The organism is Winogradskyella sp. MH6 (assembly GCF_022810765.1).
Lineage (GTDB): Bacteria > Bacteroidota > Bacteroidia > Flavobacteriales > Flavobacteriaceae > Winogradskyella.
Window position 1 is genome coordinate 2,480,063 of the sequence record NZ_CP094494.1, and the last position, 22,884, is coordinate 2,502,946.

Annotated in this window: 26 protein-coding genes; 13 read left to right on the plus strand and 13 right to left on the minus strand. The window is 33.4% G+C overall.

Features of this window, described 5'->3' with window-relative positions; all coding sequences use genetic code 11:
- Positions 1-3 precede the first annotated feature (3 nt).
- The 3 genes from MST30_RS11145 to MST30_RS11155 form a co-directional block, all read right to left on the minus strand.
- Entirely contained in the window at positions 4-231 is a 228-nt protein-coding gene (locus tag MST30_RS11145) for a hypothetical protein (RefSeq protein ID WP_243471490.1), read from the minus strand.
- Positions 228-1,571: an adenylosuccinate lyase gene (gene purB / locus MST30_RS11150; RefSeq protein WP_243471491.1), complete on the minus strand. Its 1,344-nt coding sequence runs from the start codon at positions 1,569-1,571 to the stop codon at positions 228-230. The genes MST30_RS11145 and purB overlap by 4 nt, the downstream gene beginning before the upstream one ends.
- Before the next feature lie 89 nt (positions 1,572-1,660).
- Positions 1,661-2,230 (minus strand): adenylosuccinate lyase, encoded by a 570-nt coding sequence (locus MST30_RS11155; RefSeq protein WP_243471492.1) that lies wholly within the window; start codon positions 2,228-2,230, stop codon positions 1,661-1,663.
- 39 nt (positions 2,231-2,269) lie between these two features.
- Here MST30_RS11155 and MST30_RS11160 point away from each other — a divergent pair, with 39 nt between their 5' ends.
- Both MST30_RS11160 and MST30_RS11165 read left to right on the plus strand, forming a co-directional pair.
- Positions 2,270-2,743 carry a heme-binding domain-containing protein gene (locus tag MST30_RS11160; protein ID WP_243471493.1) on the plus strand — a complete coding sequence of 158 codons (474 nt, stop codon included), beginning with the start codon at positions 2,270-2,272 and terminating at the stop codon, positions 2,741-2,743.
- A 41-nt stretch (positions 2,744-2,784) separates the two neighbouring features.
- A complete protein-coding gene (locus tag MST30_RS11165) occupies positions 2,785-4,014 on the plus strand; it encodes a glycosyltransferase (protein WP_243471494.1) in 1,230 nt (409 codons plus the stop codon).
- Between the two features lie 52 nt (positions 4,015-4,066).
- Here MST30_RS11165 and MST30_RS11170 read toward each other — a convergent pair whose 3' ends face one another.
- Positions 4,067-4,669, minus strand: a complete 603-nt coding sequence (locus MST30_RS11170) for a hypothetical protein (RefSeq protein WP_243471495.1) — start codon at positions 4,667-4,669, stop codon at positions 4,067-4,069.
- 187 nt (positions 4,670-4,856) lie between these two features.
- Between MST30_RS11170 and MST30_RS11175 the strand changes: the two genes are divergently transcribed.
- Together MST30_RS11175 and MST30_RS11180 are read left to right on the plus strand one after the other, a co-directional pair.
- Positions 4,857-5,300, plus strand: a complete 444-nt coding sequence (locus tag MST30_RS11175; RefSeq protein WP_243471496.1) for a hypothetical protein — start codon at positions 4,857-4,859, stop codon at positions 5,298-5,300.
- The gene (locus MST30_RS11180; protein ID WP_243471497.1) at positions 5,300-5,500 is read left to right on the plus strand and encodes a helix-turn-helix transcriptional regulator; all 201 of its coding nucleotides are present in this window, start codon (positions 5,300-5,302) and stop codon (positions 5,498-5,500) included. The genes MST30_RS11175 and MST30_RS11180 overlap by 1 nt, the downstream gene beginning before the upstream one ends.
- Before the next feature lie 17 nt (positions 5,501-5,517).
- On the opposite strand, the gene MST30_RS11185 is transcribed toward MST30_RS11180, so the two are convergent.
- Entirely contained in the window at positions 5,518-6,189 is a 672-nt protein-coding gene (locus MST30_RS11185) for an SIR2 family NAD-dependent protein deacylase (RefSeq protein ID WP_243471498.1), read from the minus strand.
- A 1-nt stretch (position 6,190) separates the two neighbouring features.
- A complete protein-coding gene (locus MST30_RS11190) occupies positions 6,191-7,393 on the minus strand; it encodes a hypothetical protein (RefSeq protein ID WP_243471499.1) in 1,203 nt (400 codons plus the stop codon).
- 36 nt (positions 7,394-7,429) lie between these two features.
- Here MST30_RS11190 and MST30_RS11195 point away from each other — a divergent pair, with 36 nt between their 5' ends.
- Genes MST30_RS11195 through MST30_RS11205 form a run of 3 tightly spaced genes read left to right on the plus strand, consistent with a single transcriptional unit; the run spans position 7,430 to position 9,028 of the window.
- Entirely contained in the window at positions 7,430-8,086 is a 657-nt protein-coding gene (locus tag MST30_RS11195; protein WP_243471500.1) for a TrmH family RNA methyltransferase, read from the plus strand.
- Positions 8,087-8,130: 44 nt separating this feature from the next.
- Positions 8,131-8,658, plus strand: a complete 528-nt coding sequence (locus MST30_RS11200) for an SRPBCC family protein (protein WP_243473880.1) — start codon at positions 8,131-8,133, stop codon at positions 8,656-8,658.
- 7 nt (positions 8,659-8,665) lie between these two features.
- Positions 8,666-9,028, plus strand: a complete 363-nt coding sequence (locus MST30_RS11205; protein WP_243471501.1) for a VOC family protein — start codon at positions 8,666-8,668, stop codon at positions 9,026-9,028.
- 6 nt (positions 9,029-9,034) lie between these two features.
- Here MST30_RS11205 and MST30_RS11210 read toward each other — a convergent pair whose 3' ends face one another.
- Entirely contained in the window at positions 9,035-9,841 is an 807-nt protein-coding gene (locus tag MST30_RS11210; protein ID WP_243471502.1) for a carboxypeptidase-like regulatory domain-containing protein, read from the minus strand.
- Positions 9,842-9,999: 158 nt separating this feature from the next.
- Between MST30_RS11210 and MST30_RS11215 the strand changes: the two genes are divergently transcribed.
- Complete coding sequence (locus tag MST30_RS11215) at positions 10,000-12,360, plus strand: T9SS type B sorting domain-containing protein (RefSeq protein WP_243471503.1); 2,361 nt, start codon at positions 10,000-10,002, stop codon at positions 12,358-12,360.
- A gap of 12 nt (positions 12,361-12,372) precedes the next feature.
- On the opposite strand, the gene MST30_RS11220 is transcribed toward MST30_RS11215, so the two are convergent.
- Entirely contained in the window at positions 12,373-14,172 is a 1,800-nt protein-coding gene (locus tag MST30_RS11220; protein ID WP_243471504.1) for a DEAD/DEAH box helicase, read from the minus strand.
- Between the two features lie 228 nt (positions 14,173-14,400).
- Here MST30_RS11220 and MST30_RS11225 point away from each other — a divergent pair, with 228 nt between their 5' ends.
- The gene (locus tag MST30_RS11225) at positions 14,401-14,889 is read left to right on the plus strand and encodes a hypothetical protein (protein WP_243471505.1); all 489 of its coding nucleotides are present in this window, start codon (positions 14,401-14,403) and stop codon (positions 14,887-14,889) included.
- A gap of 7 nt (positions 14,890-14,896) precedes the next feature.
- Here MST30_RS11225 and MST30_RS11230 read toward each other — a convergent pair whose 3' ends face one another.
- From MST30_RS11230 to MST30_RS11240, 3 genes are all read right to left on the minus strand, one after another.
- Positions 14,897-15,508: a MarC family protein gene (locus MST30_RS11230; protein ID WP_243471506.1), complete on the minus strand. Its 612-nt coding sequence runs from the start codon at positions 15,506-15,508 to the stop codon at positions 14,897-14,899.
- Between the two features lie 3 nt (positions 15,509-15,511).
- Positions 15,512-16,018, minus strand: coding sequence for a DUF3124 domain-containing protein (locus tag MST30_RS11235; protein WP_243471507.1), 507 nt, complete (start codon positions 16,016-16,018; stop codon positions 15,512-15,514).
- A 64-nt stretch (positions 16,019-16,082) separates the two neighbouring features.
- Positions 16,083-16,658 (minus strand): non-canonical purine NTP diphosphatase, encoded by a 576-nt coding sequence (locus MST30_RS11240; RefSeq protein ID WP_243471508.1) that lies wholly within the window; start codon positions 16,656-16,658, stop codon positions 16,083-16,085.
- A 158-nt stretch (positions 16,659-16,816) separates the two neighbouring features.
- On the opposite strand from MST30_RS11240, the gene hpf reads away from it, so the two are divergent.
- Positions 16,817-17,116 carry a ribosome hibernation-promoting factor, HPF/YfiA family gene (gene hpf / locus MST30_RS11245; protein WP_243471509.1) on the plus strand — a complete coding sequence of 100 codons (300 nt, stop codon included), beginning with the start codon at positions 16,817-16,819 and terminating at the stop codon, positions 17,114-17,116.
- 53 nt (positions 17,117-17,169) lie between these two features.
- Here the strand turns inward: hpf and rlmH are convergent, their stop codons facing one another.
- Entirely contained in the window at positions 17,170-17,643 is a 474-nt protein-coding gene (rlmH, locus tag MST30_RS11250) for a 23S rRNA (pseudouridine(1915)-N(3))-methyltransferase RlmH (protein ID WP_243471510.1), read from the minus strand.
- Between the two features lie 12 nt (positions 17,644-17,655).
- On the minus strand, positions 17,656-18,552 hold the full coding sequence (locus MST30_RS11255; RefSeq protein WP_243471511.1) for a hypothetical protein: 897 nt from the start codon (positions 18,550-18,552) through the stop codon (positions 17,656-17,658).
- A gap of 25 nt (positions 18,553-18,577) precedes the next feature.
- On the opposite strand from MST30_RS11255, the gene nadC reads away from it, so the two are divergent.
- Genes nadC through priA form a run of 3 tightly spaced genes read left to right on the plus strand, consistent with a single transcriptional unit; the run spans position 18,578 to position 22,870 of the window.
- On the plus strand, positions 18,578-19,435 hold the full coding sequence (nadC, locus tag MST30_RS11260; protein WP_243471512.1) for a carboxylating nicotinate-nucleotide diphosphorylase: 858 nt from the start codon (positions 18,578-18,580) through the stop codon (positions 19,433-19,435).
- Between the two features lies 1 nt (position 19,436).
- Positions 19,437-20,393: a YihY/virulence factor BrkB family protein gene (locus MST30_RS11265; protein ID WP_243471513.1), complete on the plus strand. Its 957-nt coding sequence runs from the start codon at positions 19,437-19,439 to the stop codon at positions 20,391-20,393.
- A gap of 23 nt (positions 20,394-20,416) precedes the next feature.
- Entirely contained in the window at positions 20,417-22,870 is a 2,454-nt protein-coding gene (gene priA, locus MST30_RS11270) for a replication restart helicase PriA (RefSeq protein ID WP_243471514.1), read from the plus strand.
- The last annotated feature ends 14 nt before the right edge of the window (positions 22,871-22,884 follow it).

A 22,884-nucleotide genomic window follows, 5' to 3' on the forward strand; every position in this document is an offset into this window, starting at 1 on the left:
ATGTTAATTAGAATCGTCTTGGAGCTCGTCTTCAGGGCGATTTTTTATGGTATCGTTTTTTAGTGCACGCCAAATGGCAAAGATCAACATACCTCCAAAAAGTGTAAATAATAAAGCTTTAATTATAAAATAATCCAATACCTCAAACATTCCGGCAGCAAAGAAACCAAATGTAATAAGTGTAGCTAATAATAAGGCTATAGAATTTTTACTTAGAGGAAAGAATCTCATATACCAGTATAATTGCTTGGTGATATTGCTTTTAGTTCAGATTTTATAGTATCCGAAACCTCTAATGTATCAATAAATTCTGAAATAGATGTTTTTGTAATCGCTTCGTTGGTTCTTGTTAAGCCTTTTAAAGCTTCATAAGGGTTAGGATACCCTTCACGACGAAGAATTGTTTGAATCGCCTCTGCAACAACAGCCCAATTGTTTTCTAGATCTTGTTCAAATTTAGCGGCATTTAACAATAATTTACCTAAACCTTTTAAAGTCGATTTAAAACCAATAATGGTGTGACCAAATGGTACACCAGCATTTCTTAAAACAGTACTATCAGTAAGATCGCGTTGTAATCTAGAAATCGGAAGTTTAGCAGCAAGGTGTTCAAAAATGGCATTGGCAATACCTAAGTTACCTTCACTGTTTTCAAAATCTATTGGGTTTACTTTGTGTGGCATAGCAGAGCTACCAACTTCACCTTTCTTGATTTTTTGTTTAAAGTAATCCATAGACACATAGGTCCAGATATCTCTGTCTAAATCTATAATAATGGTGTTGATACGTTTTAAAGCATCAAACAACGCAGCCATATGATCGTAGTGCTCTATCTGCGTTGTTGGAAAAGAATGCTGTAAACCTAATTTTTCTTGTACGAACGACGTTCCAAAAGCTTTCCAATCAATGTTTGGGTAAGCCACTTTATGTGCATTAAAGTTACCGGTAGCACCACCAAACTTTGCAGCACTTGGCACATCGTTTAAAAGATTGAACTGTTCTTTTAATCTCACCACAAAAACATCAATTTCTTTACCTAAGCGAGTAGGTGAAGCAGGCTGACCATGTGTTCTGGCAAGCATTGGCACATCCTTCCACTCTTCTGCTAATTCTTCAATTTTCTTTAGTAAGGTTAAATATTCAGGAACATACACATCATTCATGGCCTCCTTAATACTTAATGGAATAGCAGTGTTGTTGATATCCTGAGATGTTAATCCAAAATGAATAAATTCTTTATGGTCAGATAAACCTAAAGCATCAAACTTTTCTTTTATAAAATACTCAACCGCTTTAACATCGTGGTTAGTTACTTTTTCAATCTCTTTTATGGCAGCCGCATCAACAGGAGTAAAGTTTTTGTATATAGCTCTTAAGTCTTCAAAAACACCATCAGATACCGACTCTAGTTGAGGTAAAGGCAATTCGCAAAGTGCAATAAAGTATTCTATCTCTACAAGAACACGATATTTTATTAAAGCTTCTTCAGAAAAATAATTACCCAAAGCTTCTACTTTAGATCTGTATCTACCATCTATTGGTGAAATTGCGCTAAGTGCTGTAAGTGCCATTTAAGTTGATTTTTAAGAAGCATCAAAGATAGCAAAGTTAGGCTGAAGCACGAAAGTACTCTGCAAGAAGTTTTTTGTGATGAGGTATTTTATTTCTTTGAATTTATTTTTTTAAGGATATGCCTTGCTCTGGCTTTAAAACCTGAGCTTTGCATTTGAAAATCACGTTCTAAAATTATGGCGAGTTCTGGGTGAATCCAATCATACTCTGTGCCTAATAAGTATAACGAATTCATAGAGTAGGCTTTAGGAGCAATTTTTTCATCATTAATCATCCAATCAAAACAAGCTTCAATGATTTTTTCTTTGTGTGATTCGCTGAGATGCTGTTTTATTTTGGTATCAGAATTTCCGTAGTAAGCAGTCGTTAAATATTCGCAGATTTTGGCCATAGGACGTACCGCAGGATCTAGATGTACTCTGGAAATGTTTTGTGTAAAGGTATCTAAATGCGGAATAATAGCTTCAAGGTTTTCGCCACACATAAATTCAAACACCCAAGCAGCTCTGGACGAAATTTTATCATCAACATCAAACAAAATTTCCAGAAGTGGTTTTACCAATTCTGGTTGATTTAAAACCAAATTTGCATAATACAAGCGTTTTTCGCGTGAGTGGTTAACGTAATTTAATTCTTTATAAAGTTGCGCTTTTGTCAATTTAATTTCGCTAAATTTAGATTTCTAAATTAATCAAAAATGAAAATCCTTAAAAAACTCTTACTGTTAATTTTAGTAGTCTTTATAATTGCTCAATTTTTTGGGCCAGAAAAGAATGATGGGGATATTGCTACTGTAGATGCCTTTCTTGCAGATACCAATCCACCTGAAAATGTACAGTTAATTTTAAAAAATGCTTGTTTAGACTGTCATAGTGACCATACGCGTTATCCTTGGTATAACAATATTACACCTGTAAACTATTGGTTAGCAAGTCATGTTAATGACGGTAAAAAACACTTTAATGTCTCTAAGTGGAACGATTATTCTGATAAGAAAAAAGACCATAAACTTGAAGAACTTGCCGAAGAGGTAAAAGAAGGACACATGCCTTTACCTAGCTACACTTGGACGCATAGCGACGCTAAGCTTTCTAAAGAGCAGATTGAAGCTGTTGAAAATTGGGTAAAAATGGCTAGAGTTCAATATATCTTCTCAAAAGAACCACAATAATCAGTTTGCAATAACAGTAGACCGTTAGCAGTATTTTTAGTTTGAATAAATTATTAATTATTGGTTTTGTATGGCCAGAGCCCAAAAGTTCTGCGGCTGGTAGTAGAATGTTGCAGTTAATTGAGCAATTTCTCAATCAGAATTTTGAAATTACCTTTGCATGTGCTGCCAAAACTTCTGATAATACTTACGATTTATCGCAGCTTGGTGTAAAAACACAAACCATACTTTTGAACGATTCTTCTTTTGATGAATTTGTAAGTCAACTGCAGCCAGACGTGGTGCTTTTTGATCGGTTTATGGTAGAAGAACAATACGGTTGGCGTGTGGCAGAACATTGCCAAAATGCCTTACGTGTTTTAGATACCGAAGATTTTCATGGCTTGCGAAAGGCTAGGGAACTAGCTTTAAAAGAAGGTGTTGATGTTACAGTTGAACACTTACAAAACGATACCACCAAGCGCGAAATTGCCAGCATCTACCGTTGCGATTTAAGTTTGATAATCTCAGTAGCAGAAATAGATATTTTAACCCAACAATTTAAAATTGACGAAAGCTTACTCTATTATCTACCTTTTTTATTAGAACCAATACAAGAAGAAGCTATTAACGGTTTACCAACTTTTGAAGAACGCCAACATTTTATAACCATTGGCAATTTTTTACATCCACCAAATTACGATGCCGTGTTATATTTAAAGCAAAGTATTTGGCCATTAATAAGACAACAGTTACAAAAAGCAGAGTTACATATTTATGGTGCTTACGAATCTCAAAAAGTAACGCAGCTACATAACGAAAAGGAAGGTTTTTTAATCAAAGGGTTTGCAGAAGATGTTGATATAGTGATGCAACAAGCAAAAGTATGTTTAGCTCCTTTACGATTTGGCGCAGGGTTAAAAGGCAAACTAGTAGACGCTATGCAAAATGGTACACCTTGCGTTATGTCTGGTATAGCAGCCGAAGGTATGTTTGGAGAACTAGAGCTCAACGGTTTTATAGAAAACCATCCAGAAATTTTTGCTCAAAAAGCAGTAGAGCTCTATACCAATGCAGAAGTTTGGAAAGCCAAACAAAACAGCAGTTTTAAAATTTTAAATCAACGTTTTGATAAAGCTAATTTTAAAGATGAGTTTGCACAAAAAATAGAAGGCCTAAGTAAAGATCTAAAAAACCATCGTCAAAATAATTTTATTGGTCATATACTACAACATCAGACTTTGCAAAGTACTAAGTATTTGAGTAAGTGGATTGAGGAGAAGAATAGTTAGGGTTAAATAGATAAATACAAGTAATCGCTTACAGTTAATGAGTAAAGCGTTTTTAATCAATTTGGATTTCAATGAATTCCGAAATTATTTTACCATTTTTTGAATTTATCTTTATCACTTTTGATTGGTTGTTTTTCAGTTTACTTTTTAAAGTCCAAATTAGTTTTCTCTTTTCATAATCAATATCCCAAAAGTATATTTTATCCAGACCATTTTCTTTTCCGATTTCAATTGCTTTTTTTAGGTCGATTTTTGTTTTGCTTTCTAAAACTTTTAAATAAGGTTTTAGAATTTCATTGACGTCTTCTTTATTCCAAGATGTAGTGCAATTAAGATTGTAAGGAACTAATAACTCAGTAAAATCAAGGTTTTGGTAAGTTATTTTATAATTTAACCAAAATTGTATCGCTGGATATTCGGATTTTTTAAATTCTACCAAGCTTATTCGTTGAAGCCCTTTTTCAGGATTATTAACTTCAATAATTGTTTTTGATTCATTGAATTCAAAGTTTGTTTCCAATATGTCTTTGTCAACGATAAATCTCAATTTTTCATCAAATTGATGTTTTGCACACGAAACAATTTTCTCAATGAAGTTTTGAGAGTTAGAAACCCCAAAATTTAAAAGAAATAATAATATCAGAAAGTGTTTCATTTAAATGTTTTACAACGTGTAGAATATCAATCTATTTCAAGAATTTATATCCATCGCTAACGAAGTTCGCCTAAAAAAATGACAATGTCAAGTTTTAGTTAAAAACATTTGTGTAAAACAAAAATGTAAAATATATTTGTCATATAGTAAAAACAATTTCACTAATTATAAAATATATTTGTCAATTATGAGTAAGAATAGTTTAATGCAATGTGAGCGTTCAAAAATTGAAAAATGGTCGCAATTTCAATTAGATAATCACTGGAAAATAAAAGGAATACTATTTTGTATTGTCATATTTATAGCAATGATAACCCTAAAATTTAGCGATGTAAATAACGAGTGGGTAAAGTTTGGTTTGCGTAAAGGTTTGTTAGTTGGTCTTTTGGTAATAGCACTCAGTAAAGAAAAAACAGAAGATGAAATGATAGTTTCGTTAAGAGCTAAATCATTTAGGTTGGCATTTGTTTTAGCGGTTTTATACGCTTTAATTCAACCTATTGTTGATGTTTTGGTTTTTAACTTATTAGGCAAGCCAACGTCTTTTGGTTCTTTTAGTTATTTTCAGGTATTATCATTTATGCTGATAATTCAGATTATGTTTTTTGAAGTTTTAAAGCGTAACCGATAATGGAAAACACAATAAAAGTAGAGCGCGCTATTCTAAACCTAACTCAAGGAGATTTAGCAGAAAAAATAGGTGTGTCTCGCCAAACTATAAACTCTATTGAAGCCAATCGATATGTGCCATCTACGGTTTTGGCGTTAAAATTATCTAAGGTGTTTAATAAGCCTGTTAATGAGTTTTTTAAGTTGAGTGAAAACGATTAAATAGTTCTTAGAGTTTCTTACAAAACCTCAAGAATATCCTTCATACCTTCAGTTGCTGGTTTTGCAATCACATTAATATTCTGATTGCGAACCACAGCAGGTTTTGGGTCTATATAGTAAATAGGAGTATCGTCACTAACATAGTGCATTAAACCTGCAGCAGGATACACTTGCATGCTTGTTCCAATTATTAAAAGTATGTCAGCTGTAAGACAAATTTCAACAGCTTTTTCTATCATTGGTACGTCTTCACCAAACCATACAATGTGTGGTCGTAATTGGTAACCATTTTCGCAGGTATCACCTAAGGTAATATCGTCTGTCCATACCTTGATGTCTCTTGGGTTTCCTGTACTTCGTACTTTTCTAAGTTCACCATGAAGATGTACTACATTGGTACTGCCAGCACGCTCGTGCAAATCATCTACGTTTTGGGTTATAACTGTAACTTTGTAACTGGCTTCAAGCGACGCTATATCTTTATGCGCTTGGTTTGGTTGTACCTCTTTGAGTTGTCTCCGTCTTTGGTTATAAAAGTCTAAAACCAATTCTGGATTTTGTCTAAAACCTTCAGGTGAAGCCACTTTCATTACATCGTGCCCTTCCCAAAGACCATCGTGGTCTCTAAAGGTTTTTACACCACTTTCGGCACTCATTCCAGCACCTGTTAATATGACGATGTGTTTCATTTTAAGATTTAGATTTCCAGTCTTTATAAATTTCAGATTCTACAAAAGCCTCTAGCTCGTTTGAGCCATCTGCTTCTTTTTCTTCAAAAAATTCGGTGAGGTCTTTTTTGTCATAGCCTTCATCAACAAGGTTTTTTGCTATGGCTAATGTCTCTTCAAAACGATTTTGATATGTAAGGCTTATCATTTCACCAATATAAGCAGAAAAGCTGGCAGGATAATTAGTTTTAATATAGTTGTAATTTTTTTCAGCATTAATGAAGTCTCCTTGCAATAAATATGCATGAGCTTTCATAAGGTTTAGAAAATCATCTTCGGTTTCATAGATTAATTTATCTATATAGATATGAACCATTTTGTAATTTTCCTTTAAGAAATAATAATCTATAAGTTTTAAGTACAATGTAGGATCGTCTGGATACAATTTTGCAAACTCTCCAAGGGTGTTTTCATATATTTTATCGTCATATGAAGATGCTATTAACGCCTTTATTAAAAGAAAAAACTTTTCATTTTTTATTGGCCCTGTAATACCATCAACCATCTCATAAGCTTCTTTAGCTTTTCCTTCTTGAAGCAATTTCTGAGCGTTCATTACTTTAAACATACTATTTACAGTACTCCCTTTAGAATTAAATGTATTGTTTTTTTCATCCTCTAACGACATTTTGAATATACGACTCAAGGTTTCTGAAAAGTGCTCACCAGATAGATAGATATAAATATCATTTACCTTGATATTCTTGCCATCAGAGCATACTTTATAATCGTGATAATTAATTCCGGTTTCTTCAGAATACATTCTGAATGTAAAGTAGTAGGCTTTTTCTACGATATTATATCTATAGTTTATGAGGTTGTAGTATGCACCATTTTCAATTTCATTTAGCACTTTTAATGCTAATTTATCTCCTGCTTTTCCAACACCATTTAAAAACCCTTTAACATAAGATTTATTAGAATCAACATCAATACCGTTAACTAGTTTTTGTTTGAACGACTCAGTATCAAAATATTTGTTGAATCCCTCAGTACTTAAATCATGGAAAGAAGTTTCTATTTCTTGTGCAATAGCAGAAACTTTTTCATCATTTTCTTTAGATTCTTTCAGTAATTCGCAAGAACAAATAGATTTGCCCTGAAATGCTACTGCAAGTTGAAAAATGAAAAGAAACAGAAAAGAAATAGGGTATTTTAACTTCATAATAGTATATTATTGGTCAATAAATATAATCTTTTTATGCACGAAACAAAGCTTCTAGAATATTTAGAATCCCATCTCACAGAAAACCGAAGAGAACGCTTTAAAAAAGTATTAGCTCAACGTACCAAACATTTTACTGTAGCTACAGAAGATGTATATCAGTTGCATAATACCAGTGCTGTAATTCGTTCTTGTGATGTATTTGGCATACAAGAAGTAAATATTGTAGAAGAGGTAAACTCTAAGCGTATTGATAGAGAAATTGCCATGGGAGCACAAAAATGGGTAGATCTTAACCGTTATCATACGACTAAATCGTGTATTAAAGATTTAAAATCTAAAGGCTATCAGATTGTAGCAACAAGTCCACATGCAGAAGATTGCGACCTTATTGATTTTGATATTACTAAACCATCATGTTTCTTTTTTGGACGCGAAACCGAAGGCTTATCACAAAATGTATTAGATGAAGCTGATTGTTTTTTAAAGATACCAATGGTAGGTTTTACTGAGAGTTTAAATATTTCGGTTTCTGCGGCAATCATTCTTCAGCATGTTACTTCGAGGTTGCGTAAGTCTGATATTAATTGGCAATTGAGCCAAGAAGAATACATGGAAAAACGCTTCGATTGGATTAAAAAGACCTTAAAAGATTACGATGCCATTGTAGAACGCTACAAATCGAAACATTAAATTTTGTAATTTTAAGTACTAACTAAAAAAAATCAAGAATTATGATGACCGCACTCTACATCGTACTCGCCATTATTGCCCTTATTGTATTATTGGCATTAGTTGCACCAAAGACCTATAATGTAAGCCGAAGCATTACAATTAACAAACCAATAAGCGAAGTATTTGACTATTTAAAGTATATTAAAAATCAGGATAATTGGTCGCCTTGGAAAAAGAAAGACCCAAACATGAAACAAGAACATACAGGTACAGATGCTACTGTTGGTTTTGTTGCCAGATGGGAAGGTAATAAAGATGTTGGTACAGGCGAACAAGAAATTACCAAGATTACAGAGAATCAGTCGGTAGAAAGTCAACTGCGTTTTTATAAGCCATGGAAATCACAATCAGACGCTTACCTAACAACTAGAGCTGTTGGCGAAAACGCCACCGAAGTGGTTTGGGGATTTAGAGGTGTAAATAAAATGCCTTCTAATATCTTTTTCTTATTTTTTAATATGGATAAAACCGTTGGAAAAGATTTTGAGGAAGGTCTAAACGATTTAAAACAAATTTTAGAATCTAAATAGTCACGCTATGGTAGGATGGTTCGAAATTCCGGTAAGCGATATGGCTCGTGCTAAAAAGTTTTATGAAACCTTTTTTAAGGTTGAAGTTAAAGATGTTGACTTTGGTGGTTTAAAAATGGGATGGTTTCCAGACAATAATGGTGCTTATGGTGCAACAGGTACTTTAATACAGCAAGAATCTTATATTCCAAGTCAAGAAGGTACATTGGTTTATTTTATGTCTGAGGATGTACAAAACGAATTGGATAGGATAGAAGCAGCAGGTGGTAAAATTTATCAACCTAAAACTAAAATTTCAGACGAACACGGTTTTATGGGAGTATTTATAGATACTGAAGGGAATAGGGTAGCTTTGCACTCTAATGCTTAGAGGATTTTAAGCTTTATCTTTTTTCTTGTTCTTACGTTCTTTACTACGTTGAATTACCTTGTATTCTTCGTAACATTCACTTATTGCATCAAGAATTTGAAGATCGTTTGCAGTATTTATAAAGTCTTTTGAGTAGTTACATTGGTTAACAATTTCATCTAAATCGTACTTAGTAACCTGTAATAAAACCATTAGCATTTCTCTGTCAAAACGTTTCGCTAACTGGTTTCTAATTTCATCATCTTCCTTAATCTTTTTAAGCTTATGCATTTCATTTGGCTTCTTGCCAAACATGTTATAAAGAAAATCTGCAGGATTAAAAATAGCACCTAAAACTTTGGTTGCAATATTAGGTTTTCTACCTTCATAAGCTTTACCATACAGACCAGAAATACGATACTGATTATTGTTTGTTATAGGTACTTGCTTCATATCTACCTCTAAGTATCCTGTAAGTTCCAAAGATTTTACCGTAACCTCCTCTAAGGCTAAGGCTAATTCTGTCATTACAATTTCAGTATTACCAAACTTTAACCAGTCGTTGGTAACTCTTACTTTAATAGATTTGTAACCGATGTAAGATAAGTGGAGTGTATCGTTAACCTTTGCTTTAATTTCAAACTTACCATCATCATCTGTTGCAGTACCAACAACCTGATTTATATTCACGATATTAACTTCACTCAAAGCTTCTTTAGTTGCAGAACTAGTAATGGTTCCTTTAACCGTTTCTGGTGTTTTTGTGGCAGTACTATCTTGACTATAGCTGTAAACTGTAGTAAAGCAGAAAAATATAAATAGTAGGTGTCGCATAGTGTTAAATACAATGTAAAGGTAATAAACAAAACGGATTTTGCCCTTTTAGGCAAAAGATTTGACTAAATATTAACAACATCAAAAGGCTTTTGCTATATTGTTGCTTAATTTTTTTTGAAAAATTTTCTCAAAAAACCATCGCTTAAAAAGAAATTTTGAAAAAAATAACCTACTTGTCTGTTTTAATGGCGCTTTGTCATTTTACTGCTTTTGCTCAAGCCGAAGCTTCTAAATGGTATTTTGGTACTAATGCAGGCATAGATTTTAGTAGTGGAGGACCAATAGTATTAACAGACGGTCAGTTGTCTACAGATGAAGGTTGTGCCACGATATCTGAAAACAATGGAGATTTACTTTTCTATACCGATGGAATTACCGTTTGGGATAGGCAACATAATATAATGCCCAACGGCACTGGTCTCACAGGAGATTCCTCAAGTACACAATCTGCTATCATTGTTCCTAAACCCGGAAACACTACAACTTATTACATTTTCACAGTTGATGATTTGGCAGGTCCTAATGGTCTTAGGTATTCTGAAGTTGATATGACTCTAAATGGAGGAAATGGAGATATAAATAATCAAAAAAATATCGAATTGAATGCATCTACTACCGAGAAAATTTCTGCGGTTAAACATGCCAACGGTATTGACTTTTGGGTAGTAACACACGATTGGGACAACAATAATTTTTTATCCTATCGGGTCACAGCAGCAGGTGTCAATATGACTCCTGTTACGTCTTCTGTAGGTGAAATTCACGGAGATAACGGTTTAGATTCAAAAGGATATATGAAGATTTCACCAGATGCATCTAGGCTAGCTTTAGCCTCTTGGTCTGGAAATAGTGTAGTGGAAATTTTTGATTTTAATAACTCTTCAGGTGTTGTATCTAATCCAATTTTAATTGGAAATGGATTCTTTTCATCAGGACCAGCTTCAGGAGCTTATGGTATTGAGTTTTCGCCAGATAGTAATTTACTGTACGTTACAGACCAGAAATTTTTATTTGGCTTTATTACAAGTCGTTTATTTCAGTTCGATTTAAGTCTTGCCACAGCTGGTGATATGATAAATTCTGCAACTACGCTTTATGAAGATAATAATACTAATCTCATATTAGGAGCACTTCAACTTGCTATTGATGGAAAAATATACATTGCCAGAGCACAAGAGCAATATCTAGATGTTATTGAAAACCCAGATGAAATTGGCTTTGCTTCAAATTATTTGCAAAATGCTGTAAGTTTAGGGAATAGATTTTGTGGCGCAGGTTTACCGCCTTTTATAACATCGTTTTTTAATTTTTCAATACTAACGCAAGGCACATGTTTAGGGCAAGGCTCAGAATTTACATTAAACACTAATACAGAAATTAATTCTATACTTTGGGATTTTGGGGATGGTATTACTTCAACAGAAATTAATCCAATACATTACTATCAAAATGCTGGCTCATACACCATTACAGTAGAGATAAGCGCGCCAGGAGAAACTATCTTTTTATCCAATCTTGTAACTATTAACAATTTTCCAATTGCAAATACTCCAAATGATATGTTTCTCTGTGATGATATTGAAAATGATGGTTACGAAATTTTTGACTTAAGTACTCAGGATAGTGAAATTTACAACTTACCAGGTGTTAATATTACTTATCATTTATCAGAAGATGATGCTATTGATAATATAGATCCCATAGAAACTAATTATGAAAATATAAGTAATCCTCAAACCATTTTTGTCAGAGTGCAAAATAATTTAAGTTCAGATTGTTTTGATGTTACTAGTTTTCAATTACATGTTTTAGAAACACCGATATCTAGTGAAGAGACAGCTTATTTGTGTACTAATGAATCTATTGTTCTAAGTGCAGGTGAAGGTTATGATTATTACAATTGGTCTAATGGTGAAACAACAGAGTCTATTACTGTAGATGCTACAGGAAGTTATTCTGTGGAAATTATTAATAGTTTACAGACAGCAGATGGAGAAATAACATGTATTGGGAGTAAAGTTTTTACAGTTATTGAGTCTGATGAGGCTTCTATTACTAACGTTGAAATTACAGATTGGACAGAAAATAATAATACTATTTCTGTTTTTGTAGAAGGTATAGGTGATTATGAATATTCTTTAGACAATGTTACTTATCAAGATGCGAGTGTGTTTACTAACCTCTTGCCTGGTGAATACATTGTATATGTAAGGGATAAGAACAATTGTGGTACTGTAACAGAAGAGGTTTATTTATTGTACTATCCTAGATTTTTTTCGCCCAATGGAGATGGTGTAAATGAATATTGGCAAATAGAGTTTTTGGATTTAGAACCTGGAATAGAAATCTTTATTTATGATAGGTATGGTAAGCTTCTTACACAGGTATATCCAAATTCTCTGGGATGGGATGGTACTTATGAAGGTGTTAAAATGCCTGCTACTGACTACTGGTTCAAAATAAAAAGACCTGGTAAAAATAATGTTTACACAGGTCATTTTAGTCTTAAACGTTAATCCGTATTTTTCTTATTTTCTTCTAGATCTACGTGGTCTATCAGAAGTAGAACGTCTTCCTTTTTTAGGTGATCTATCGGAACGTCTTCCTTCTGGCTTATTAGAGTCGTTGCTACGTCTAGGTCGCTTTTCACCTCTTGGTCTATCGTTACCTTTACGTTTTCCACCACGACCTCTATCACGTCTTCCGCCACCACTTCGTCCTTTGTTTTCACTAACTTCTACATTGACAAAACGGCCGTTGTATTTAAAATCAGTAAAAAATGCTAAGACTTTCTCTTCATTTTCTTTTTCAGTGTTGAAGAATGAAAAACTATCTTTCACGTCTACTTTAAAAACATCATCTCTACCTAGCTCTAAAACTTCTTTTAAGAAATCTTTTAAAGACATCCAGTCATAACCATCTTTACGACCTACATTAATAAAGTAGCGTGTGTCATTACCAGAAGATCTTCCTTCATCATTACTACTACTGCTGTTACCAGAATCGGAAACAGATAAATCCTTTGAGTTTTTATAGTAGTTGAAGAAGCGTGTAAACTCAACCGAAAAGAATTTTTTAATCAATTCATCTCTTTCGGTATCTTCAAATAATTCATTAATGCTATCTAAGTATTTGTCAATCTCGTGATTAACCTCAGTATTGTGTATTTTTTTAGCTAGACTCATTAGTTGCACTTCGCAGATTTCCATGCCAGATGGAATATCTTTCTTTTCAAACTGCCTTTTAATGATGCGCTCTATACTTTTTATCTTACGTACTTCACTTTTAGCAACGATGACCATAGAAACACCTGTTTTACCAGCTCTACCTGTACGACCAGAACGGTGAGTATAGGTTTCAATTTCATCAGGTAATTGGTAGTTAATAACATGGGTAATATCATCAACGTCGATACCACGAGCGGCAACATCTGTAGCTACTAGCATCTGTATTTGCTTGTTTCTAAAGGATTTCATTACCAAATCGCGCTGATTTTGACTCAAATCACCATGTAATGCTCCTGCACTGTAGCCATCTTCAATCAGTTTTTCGGCAATCTTTTGTGTATCGCGTTTTGTTCTACAGAAAATTACAGAGAAAATATCAGGATTGGCATCTGCCAAACGTTTTAATGCTAAATAGCGATCACGACCATTAACCAAATAATATTCATGAGATACATTACTTGTGCTTTCATTTTTGTTACCCACTGTAATTTCAATTGGGTCGTACATAAAATCTTTGGCAATAGTAGCGACCTCTTTTGGCATGGTTGCAGAAAATAACCAAGTGCTTTTGTCTGTAGGAGTATGAGCCAAAATTTCTGTAATATCCTCATAAAATCCCATGTTTAGCATTTCGTCGGCTTCGTCTAAAACGCTGTATTGTATTTTTGAAATATCAACCAGATTACGGCTAATCATATCTTTCATACGGCCAGGAGTAGCCACAACAATTTGTGCTCCTTTTTTAATTTGTTTAGCCTGGTCTGTTACGCTTGCACCACCATAAATGGCTACAACATTTAAGCCCTTGCAGTATTTACCGTAAAGTTTTAATTCGTTGGTAATTTGTAAACATAACTCTCTGGTAGGAGAGAGGATAAGACCTTGTGTGGTTCTGCTGTTAACGTCAATTTTTTGCAACATAGGAAAACCAAATGCTGCAGTTTTTCCGGTACCTGTTTGAGCTAAAGCCACTAGGTCGCGTTCTTCTTCTAAGAGAACTGGAATTGCTTTTTGTTGAACTTCGCTAGGTGTTTCAAATCCTAAATCTGAAATAGCGTTGAGAAGGTCTTCGTTAAGACCAAGTTGTTTGAATGTACTCATTCTTGTTTGTGATGTATGCGATAAATTAATGTAGTGTTACATTAGAAGCGTATCGACATACTTAAACCCAAACTTCTGGTAACACACCTCGCTCTGAGGTCTTCACGTTATTTTACGTGAATTTTTGTGCAAAGATATACTTTTATTTTAGTATTTGATTATTAATAAATTAAACCTGTTGTAATTGTTTCAATTAATTCTATATTTGAGATATCTAAAATATTTAAAATGAAAAAATTATTATTTGTAGCGGCTTTGTTCATTGGTCTTTTTGTAAACGCTCAGGAGACTGATACAGAAAAACAAGCACGTGCCATGGAGTTAATGTCTAAAAAAGTAGAAATAACAGTTGATGAAGCGTTGTTTAAGGCTGTAATGCAAAATACCTATGTATCAGAAAGTCCTAAAGCTGTAATTATGGGTATGTACGTGCCTGAAACATTCGAAAATGCCAAGAAAAAACTAGAGGAAAATACTGAAGATCAAAAGTTTGAGGTTACTGACCATGGGGAAAAGGAGATAAATGGTGTTAAGGTACTTTATATGTACGGAAAATCAACAGCTGAAGGAGTAGCATTAGATAACAAGGTCTATTGTTATGAAATAGATAAAGACACCTGCTTAATGCTTATAGGAATGTATGAGGTTGGCGTTGACAAAAAGTATTCAGATGCAGTAAATACGGCACTTAATTCTGCTATTAAGAAACAAGATTAAGCAATTATCAAATGTTGTTAAAATAGCTGCTTATGCCATTCAATATACTTTGTGTGGCATAAGAAGCTAATATAAGCCCCATAATCTTACTCAATACGGTAATACCGTAATCTCCGATAACTTTTTGAAGACGGTTAGCAATTAGCAATATAAGGCAAGTAATACCAATAACACCAAGAACGATTAGTGTAGTAACTGTTTGTTGCTTTATTGAATAAATATGATTGTTGGTCATAAGTACTACAGCCATTATGGCACCAGGTGATGCAATAGACGGAATAGCAATTGGAAAAATGGTAACATGCTTATAATCTGTAATGTTACTCTTTTCTTGTTCGGGTTTGCCAGCACCAAAAATCATAGTTAAAGCAAATAAAAAAAGAATAACACCTCCAGAGATCTGAAAAGCATCTAAAGAGACAGACATACCTTCTAAAATTAGCTGTCCAATAACAATAAAAAATAAAAGGATAAAAAAGGCGATAACCGATGCTCTGACTGCAATTTTCTTTTTATGTGCTAAATCAAATTCTTTAGTAGCTTCAAGATAAACAGGTATAGACCCAATAGGATCTACTACAGCAAATATTAAGAAGATGGTCGATAAGATTTCAGCCATATATTATTTAATTCTTTTGGCTTGAGTTGTAAATGATAACCCTTGTTGTCCCATGGTAGAGGTCATAATGCCTTCAAAAAGAGGTTCTGGACAATCATTAGGAATTTTCCATTCAAAAATAAAATTAGAGCCTGTTCCACCAGAAACATCTATTTCATCTATAACAATCTCTGTAGTTTCCATAGGCGAAAGATAAATAGGATAATCAAAATACTTTCTAACAGACTTACCATGTGTGTCGTAGTATTCGGCTCTTAAAAGATAAATAGTGTCTTTATCACTTGTGTTTCTCATACTTACCATAGAGGTTAAGTTGTGTTTGGTGTGTTCGGTTAAACTATAAATCTGAGAATAAATAGACAGATAAGACTTTCCGTATTCTAAAGAATCATTTGCTTTTAGTTCAATAGCTCTTTTAGACCAGTTTTCGGGATTTAAAGAGGTGTTTTCCTTTTTTGTTTCGCAGCTAAAAACAATGAGTGCAATAAAAAGTAATTGAAGAAGTTTCATAAACTTGAATTTATTAAGCATATTTAAAGATAACAGTAAAGTGTGTTAATTCACATAATTTTTGTTAAAACTGATTTAAAAATTCAATCAAAAGGGAAACAGCCTTACCGCGATGTCCTATTTTATTTTTTTCTTCTAAAGAAATTTCTGCAAAAGTTTGTGTATAGCCTTCTGCCTTAAAAATCGGGTCGTATCCAAAGCCTTTATCACCTTGTTTTTCTGTAGTTATTTCACCTTTACAGATTCCTGTAAACGTTGTAAGTTGTCCGTTGAGGTGCAAGGCAATTACGGTTTTAAACTGTGCAGAACGAGAGGTCGCATTTTTAAGGTTAAAAAGCAATTTGTTCATATTATCTTCAGCACTGCGTTGCGGCCCAGCATAATATGCAGTGTCTACACCTGGCTCGCCATTTAACGCTTTTACTTCTAACCCTGTGTCATCTGCAAAGCAATCGTAACCATAATTATCTTTTACATAACTGGCTTTTTGTTGCGCATTACCTTCTATAGTACCAGTGGTTTCAGGGATTTCTTCATTACAACCAATATCTTCTAAACTTAACAGTTTGATATGTTCTGGAACCAAAGATTGTACTTCTTTAATTTTGTTTTTATTATTGGTGGCGAATACGATTTGCATGTAGAAAAATTTTATTCAAAAATAGGCTATTAAAATGTTATCAAGAAGTTGTCTTTTGTTTTAAATTTTAGCTTTACTTTATGATAAATATCAGTATAGACTCATGTAAAATATTGTATCTTCGATAAAGGAATTATTAATTAAAGACAAGTAAAATTATGACTGTGAATTTTCAATATGTAAACACAGATGTAAGTGAAACATTATCAGCGTTTACAACAGAAAAGTTAGAGAAATTAGCGGATAAATTTGAATTTTTAATCTCAGCTCAAGTTTATGTAAAACACGATGATAAAGACCACGAAGCTGGTAAAATTTGTAATATAGAATTAAGTCTTCCTGGACCACGCATTTTTGCAACGTCTAACAAGGCAACATACGAAATGGCAGTTAATGAAACTATTAACGACTTAACACGCCAATTGAAAAAGAGAAAAGAAGTATTTAAAACACACTAAAATTGAAATAAAACGTTTCGACGTTTAATTATACCAGAGGGTTTACTGGTTGGTTATCTATGATGATATGGTTCGTTCTTTAAAATAGTAAACCCTCTGTATAATTGTTCTGTAAAAAATAAGCGAACCATTTGATGCGAAAAGGTCATTTTAGACAATCCTAGCTTTCCGTTGGCTCTTTTGTAAACCTCTTCAGAAAAACCATACGGACCACCTATAACAAAAATCAATGTTTTTATTCCAGAATTCATGTGTTTTTGTAAGTAGTTAGAAAAAGCTACAGAATCCATTTGCTTTCCATTTTCATCCAACAAAATTAGCACGTCTGAATTTTGAGTTTTAGCCAAGATTAGTTCTCCTTCTTTTTCTTTTTGTTGTTCTTCAGAAAGATGCTTCACGTTTTTGAGATCTGGTATAATCTCAAATTCAAATTTTATATAGTGACTCAGTCGTTTTTTGTAGTCTTCAATTAAGGTTTGAAGGTTTTTATTATCCGTTTTGCCTATGGCGATGAGTTTTATTTGCATTGTGTGATAAACTTAATAACCAGAACTAAAGCAAGATTTATATGCAGGGTGACTTAGAGCATTAGCTTCAAAAGCTTCGCGTATCTCTTTTTTGTTCATATATTGGGTAATTGTTATTTTCTGTCCTTTTGTTCTTGGAGGTCGTTTATATTTAAATCTAATCTTCGGTTTTTTTGGTGAGTGCTTTTTGGCTTCATTGAAATCATCAATAAGAATATTCCAATCTTTAAAATCAATAACAGCTTCAACCCAACTATCAGCTGTTTCAATATATTTATAGAATAAACCATTGGGTTTTAATATTACAACGCTAGATTTATTTTGAAAAAACAATTTACGCAATTGAGAATTAATTTTTTGCCAATTAATATTGTTGTATATGTAAGTGTCATTAAAGTCGGTTTCATATAAATACAAGTGCTTTATATTATTTGCTTTAGCGTTTATTGCGCATTTTTTTTGATGATTATCAAATTCAGTTCTACTCCTAAAGTAGATACTAGGTGTAGTTCTAATTTCAACTGTATCACCATTAATCATTCTATGAATGAAGTATGGTTTTCTGTATTTTCTTATAGCAGAATAACTAAATAAAGTGTCTCTAAAGTGAATTACTGTAGTTTGGTCTAATTTAAAATTGTATTCTTTTTTTAACATTTTTTTTAAATCGATCAACAAGGAATCATTCAATGTACCAAACTCTTCATTCAATTTTAAAACATGTAATTTTCCTGAATCGGTTTTTATGATTTTTTCATGATATATGTAGCTTTTCTTCTTCTTTTTAAATTCATCTCTTTCTATAGTTTGAAATTCTTCGTTTAGATAAATATTAACTTTATCTTTGTTTTGAGTGAAGCTATTTAAAGCTAGTAATAAAGTAAAAAATAAAGATAGAAAATACTTCATAGATTCAGATTTAATCCTAAATGTAATGATTTCAAAAGAACAATTCCAAACCGAAATAGATTTAATTATAGCCAATGCCATAAGAGAAGATGTTGGTGATGGTGACCATAGCTCTTTGGCATGTATACCAGCTTCTGCAACCGGAAAAGCTAAACTTTTAGTAAAGGATGAAGGGATTATTGCAGGTGTTGAATTTGCAAAACAAGTGTTTGCTTATGTAGATAAAGACATGAAAGTTGAAACACTTATTGAAGATGGGAGTAATGTAAAGTATGGAGATATTGCGTTTTATGTAGAAGGAGCTTCTCAGTCCATTCTAAAAGCTGAACGTTTAGTCCTAAATGCCATGCAACGCATGAGTGCTATTGCTACTAAAACCAGGAAATTTGTGGATTTATTAGAAGGTACAGGTACCAAAATATTAGACACACGCAAAACCACACCAGGCATTAGAGCGCTTGAAAAATGGGCAGTAAAAATTGGAGGTGGAGAAAACCATAGATTTGCACTATACGACATGATTATGCTAAAGGACAATCATATCGATTTTGCTGGTGGAGTTTCAAAAGCTATTGAAAAAACAAAACAATACCTTAAAGACTCTAATAGAGATTTAAAAATTATTGTTGAAGCGCGTGACCTCGAAGAAATTAAAGAGATTTTAGAATGTGGTGGAGTTTACCGTATTTTGATTGATAATTTTAATTACGAAGACACCAGAAAAGCAGTAAAACTTATAGGTGACCAGTGTCTTACAGAATCATCGGGAGGTATTAACGAAAAAACGGTAAGACATTATGCCGAATGTGGTGTAGATTATATTTCATCAGGTGCCTTAACGCATTCCGTTTATAACATGGATTTAAGCCTAAAGGCAGTTTAATATGACAAAGCATATAGAAGATAAACTAGATAAAATTCCTGTAATTAATTTATTGGTTCGCTTTTTTAAAGAAATTCGATTACCAGGTTTTGAGGGCTTATCTATCTACGATTTGTTAGAACTTTATGTAAGAGGTATTGTAAAAGGTGCATTAACAACAAGAGCTAGTGCCATTGCTTTTAGCTTTTTTACGGCTATTTTTCCATTTTTACTGTTTGTTATCATCTTAATGCCTTACATACCAATTGAAGGTTTTCAGATAGAGTTTGAACGGTTTCTAAACGATTTTTTACCACCGCAAACCTCAGAGTTTTTCTTTGCAAATATTTTTGAAAATATTAGTGGAGGCTCAGGTGCAGGATTGTTGTCTTCGGTATTTTTGCTTTCCATGTTGTTAATGGCCAATGGTGTAAATGCTGTGTTTTCTGGTTTCGAAAACTCATACCACGAGCAGTTAACACGCAATGTGTTTCAGCAATATATGTATGCGCTTGGCGTGGCTTTAATTTTGGCGTTTTTGGTGCTTTTAACGGTTGCTATTTTTGGGTATTTTCAAATTTATGTTCTGAGTCCCATCTACGAGAGTTTTAGTGGTGAAGTACTAGGTGATAATAGTCAAGGGGTGGGCTGGATTATATTTGCAAAATATATGTTCTTTGTTATCATGGTGTACTTGGCAACAGCAACCTTGTATTATTTTGGTACCAAAGAAGGAAAAAATACTCGGTTTTTTTCAATAGGAGCCTTACTTACCACATTGCTCATTATTTTAACATCGTATTTATTTGGTATTTATATTGATAATTTTTCACAATACAATAAGTTATATGGCTCAATTGGTGCCTTATTAATTCTATTGTTGTACCTCTGGCTTAATGCTAATATTTTGCTTTTGGGTTATGAGTTGAATGCCTCATTACGATTACTCAAAAAGATTAATACCAATAGCAATAAATAAGATTATCACAAGAGTGTTCTAAGATGAACTATTTTCTAGATGTCATATTACCAATTCCACTTCAAAAGGCTTTCACCTATCACATTACCGAAGCTGAAGCTCAATTCCTAAAAACAGGAATGCGAGTTGCTGTACCGTTTGGCAAAAGTAAAATTTACACCGCCTTAGCTTTTAAAATTCATAATAATGCACCTACGGCTTATGACGCTAAAACAATTCATCAAATTCTAGACGAAGCGCCAGTTATAACAGAATTACAACTGAAACATTGGCAATGGATAGCCAGTTATTATATATGTAGTTTGGGTGAAGTAATGCGTGCAGCTATGCCAAATGCGTTCATTATAGAAAGTGAAACCATCCTTGTAAAAAATGAAAGTGCAGAAGTGTCAGAGGCTGATCTTAAAGATGACGAGTTTTTAATCTACGAAGCCTTACAATATCAGTCATCTTTAAAGATTGAAGATGTCATTTCTATTTTAGATAAAAAGCGAATTCTTCCTGTGGTAAACCGTTTGGTAGAAAAAGGCGTTCTACAATTACAAGAAGAACTTTACGAAAAGTACAAACCAAAGTTGGTACGCTACGTAAAGCTTCATACTTCTCACAAATCAGAAGAAAAGCTTCAGGAACTGTTAGAAATTTTAAGTCGTGCACCCAAGCAGCGTGAAGTTATTTTAAGCTTGTTTACACTTGAAGCTTCAGAACAAAAACCAATTAAAGTTTCAGATTTAAGTGAGCGTAGTGGAGCGTCGTCAGCAATTATTAAAGCACTGATTGATAAGTCCATTATAGAAGAATATTACATTCAAACCGATAGAGTTCAGTTTGAGGGTGAAGGGGATGAGCAAACCAAGCACTTGAGTGATGCTCAAACAAAAGCTCTTGATGGCATTAAAACGGCTTTTGATACCAAGCCAGTAACACTTTTACATGGTGTAACATCATCTGGTAAAACCGAGATTTATGTGAAGCTTATAGAAGAGCAACTTAAACTAGGTAAGCAAGTACTATATTTATTACCAGAAATAGCCTTAACAACACAGTTAGTTCAACGGCTACAGGATTATTTTGGTGAAAAGGTTGCGGTCTTTCATAGTAGATATTCTAGCAACGAGCGGGTGGAGGTGTGGCACAATCTAAAAAACAATTTAGAAAAAGCACAATTGGTAATTGGAGCACGCTCGTCTTTACTATTGCCTTTTTCTAATTTAGGATTAATTATTGTTGATGAAGAACATGAGCAATCCTACAAACAATTTGATCCTGCACCACGATATCATGCCAGAGATGCAGCTGTGGTATTAGCTAATATTCATAAAGCTAAAACCCTCTTAGGATCAGCAACTCCAAGTTTAGAAAGTTATTTTAACACTAGCCAAGGCAAATATGGATTTGTAGAATTAAAAACACGTTTCAACAATGTGTTAATGCCAGATATCGAGTTGGTGGATTTAGCAGATAAGTACAAACGCAAGCGTATGAAAGGTCATTTTTCGGATCGTTTAATAGAAGAAATGACTGAAACTTTAGACGAAGGTTTTCAAATTATATTATTTCAGAATAGAAGAGGGTTTTCGCCAATTGTAGAGTGTACAACCTGCGGTAATTCACCACAATGTCTTAATTGCGATGTAAGTTTAACATACCATCAATACAGAGACCAACTACGTTGTCATTATTGTGGCTACCATACAGTAACACCAAAAACATGTCAGGCTTGTGGAAATGCTACATTAGACACAAAAGGTTTTGGCACAGAACAGATAGAAGAAGAAGTAAAAGTGCTTTTTCCGGAAAGGAAAGTGGCGCGTATGGATTTAGACACTACTCGAGGAAAGCATGGGTTTGAAAAAATCATTAATAAGTTTGAACAACGAGAGATAGATATTTTGGTAGGGACACAAATGCTTACTAAGGGTTTAGATTTTAGACACGTGAAACTGGTTGGTATAATGAATGCCGATAACTTGCTCAACTTCCCAGATTTTAGAGCACACGAACGAAGTTATCAGTTAATGACCCAAGTGTCTGGTAGAGCTGGCCGTACAGATATAAGAGGAAAAGTGTTAATTCAAACCTATAATCCACACCATAATATTCTACAACAGGTTTCTACAAATGCTTATAAAGAAATGTTTGCAGAGCAAATGAATGATCGGTACAATTTTAAATATCCACCAATTTATCGTTTAATTAAAATTACATTAAAACATAAGGATTATAACAGAGTCAATTTAGCTGCAGATTGGTATGCTAAATCACTGCGACAAGTGTTTAAAACAAATGTTTTAGGACCTGAGTTTCCACCAATTTCTAGAATAAGAAACTTGTTTAATAAAAATATCTTAATTAAGATTCCTCAAAATCAATCTTTGTCAAAAACCAAAGAAGCTATTCTGAAAATTGACAACAGTTTTAATGCTGTTAAGGATTTTAGGTCTGTTAGGGTAATTCTTAATGTAGATAACTATTAAGCATAAAAAATCCC

What these genes read in the sequence shown, in the direction of transcription:
- MST30_RS11145 (WP_243471490.1), bottom strand. Translation starts at nt 231, where the DNA reads ATGAGATTCTTTCCTCTAAGTAAAAATTCTATAGCCTTATTATTAGCT.
- purB (WP_243471491.1), bottom strand. Translation starts at nt 1,571, where the DNA reads ATGGCACTTACAGCACTTAGCGCAATTTCACCAATAGATGGTAGATAC.
- MST30_RS11160 (WP_243471493.1), top strand. Translation starts at nt 2,270, where the DNA reads ATGAAAATCCTTAAAAAACTCTTACTGTTAATTTTAGTAGTCTTTATA.
- MST30_RS11170 (WP_243471495.1), bottom strand. Translation starts at nt 4,669, where the DNA reads ATGAAACACTTTCTGATATTATTATTTCTTTTAAATTTTGGGGTTTCT.
- MST30_RS11175 (WP_243471496.1), top strand. Translation starts at nt 4,857, where the DNA reads ATGAGTAAGAATAGTTTAATGCAATGTGAGCGTTCAAAAATTGAAAAA.
- MST30_RS11180 (WP_243471497.1), top strand. Translation starts at nt 5,300, where the DNA reads ATGGAAAACACAATAAAAGTAGAGCGCGCTATTCTAAACCTAACTCAA.
- MST30_RS11185 (WP_243471498.1), bottom strand. Translation starts at nt 6,189, where the DNA reads ATGAAACACATCGTCATATTAACAGGTGCTGGAATGAGTGCCGAAAGT.
- MST30_RS11190 (WP_243471499.1), bottom strand. Translation starts at nt 7,393, where the DNA reads ATGAAGTTAAAATACCCTATTTCTTTTCTGTTTCTTTTCATTTTTCAA.
- MST30_RS11195 (WP_243471500.1), top strand. Translation starts at nt 7,430, where the DNA reads ATGCACGAAACAAAGCTTCTAGAATATTTAGAATCCCATCTCACAGAA.
- MST30_RS11200 (WP_243473880.1), top strand. Translation starts at nt 8,131, where the DNA reads ATGACCGCACTCTACATCGTACTCGCCATTATTGCCCTTATTGTATTA.
- MST30_RS11205 (WP_243471501.1), top strand. Translation starts at nt 8,666, where the DNA reads ATGGTAGGATGGTTCGAAATTCCGGTAAGCGATATGGCTCGTGCTAAA.
- MST30_RS11210 (WP_243471502.1), bottom strand. Translation starts at nt 9,841, where the DNA reads ATGCGACACCTACTATTTATATTTTTCTGCTTTACTACAGTTTACAGC.
- MST30_RS11220 (WP_243471504.1), bottom strand. Translation starts at nt 14,172, where the DNA reads ATGAGTACATTCAAACAACTTGGTCTTAACGAAGACCTTCTCAACGCT.
- MST30_RS11225 (WP_243471505.1), top strand. Translation starts at nt 14,401, where the DNA reads ATGAAAAAATTATTATTTGTAGCGGCTTTGTTCATTGGTCTTTTTGTA.
- MST30_RS11230 (WP_243471506.1), bottom strand. Translation starts at nt 15,508, where the DNA reads ATGGCTGAAATCTTATCGACCATCTTCTTAATATTTGCTGTAGTAGAT.
- MST30_RS11235 (WP_243471507.1), bottom strand. Translation starts at nt 16,018, where the DNA reads ATGAAACTTCTTCAATTACTTTTTATTGCACTCATTGTTTTTAGCTGC.
- MST30_RS11240 (WP_243471508.1), bottom strand. Translation starts at nt 16,658, where the DNA reads ATGCAAATCGTATTCGCCACCAATAATAAAAACAAAATTAAAGAAGTA.
- hpf (WP_243471509.1), top strand. Translation starts at nt 16,817, where the DNA reads ATGACTGTGAATTTTCAATATGTAAACACAGATGTAAGTGAAACATTA.
- rlmH (WP_243471510.1), bottom strand. Translation starts at nt 17,643, where the DNA reads ATGCAAATAAAACTCATCGCCATAGGCAAAACGGATAATAAAAACCTT.
- MST30_RS11255 (WP_243471511.1), bottom strand. Translation starts at nt 18,552, where the DNA reads ATGAAGTATTTTCTATCTTTATTTTTTACTTTATTACTAGCTTTAAAT.
- nadC (WP_243471512.1), top strand. Translation starts at nt 18,578, where the DNA reads ATGATTTCAAAAGAACAATTCCAAACCGAAATAGATTTAATTATAGCC.
- MST30_RS11265 (WP_243471513.1), top strand. Translation starts at nt 19,437, where the DNA reads ATGACAAAGCATATAGAAGATAAACTAGATAAAATTCCTGTAATTAAT.
- priA (WP_243471514.1), top strand. Translation starts at nt 20,417, where the DNA reads ATGAACTATTTTCTAGATGTCATATTACCAATTCCACTTCAAAAGGCT.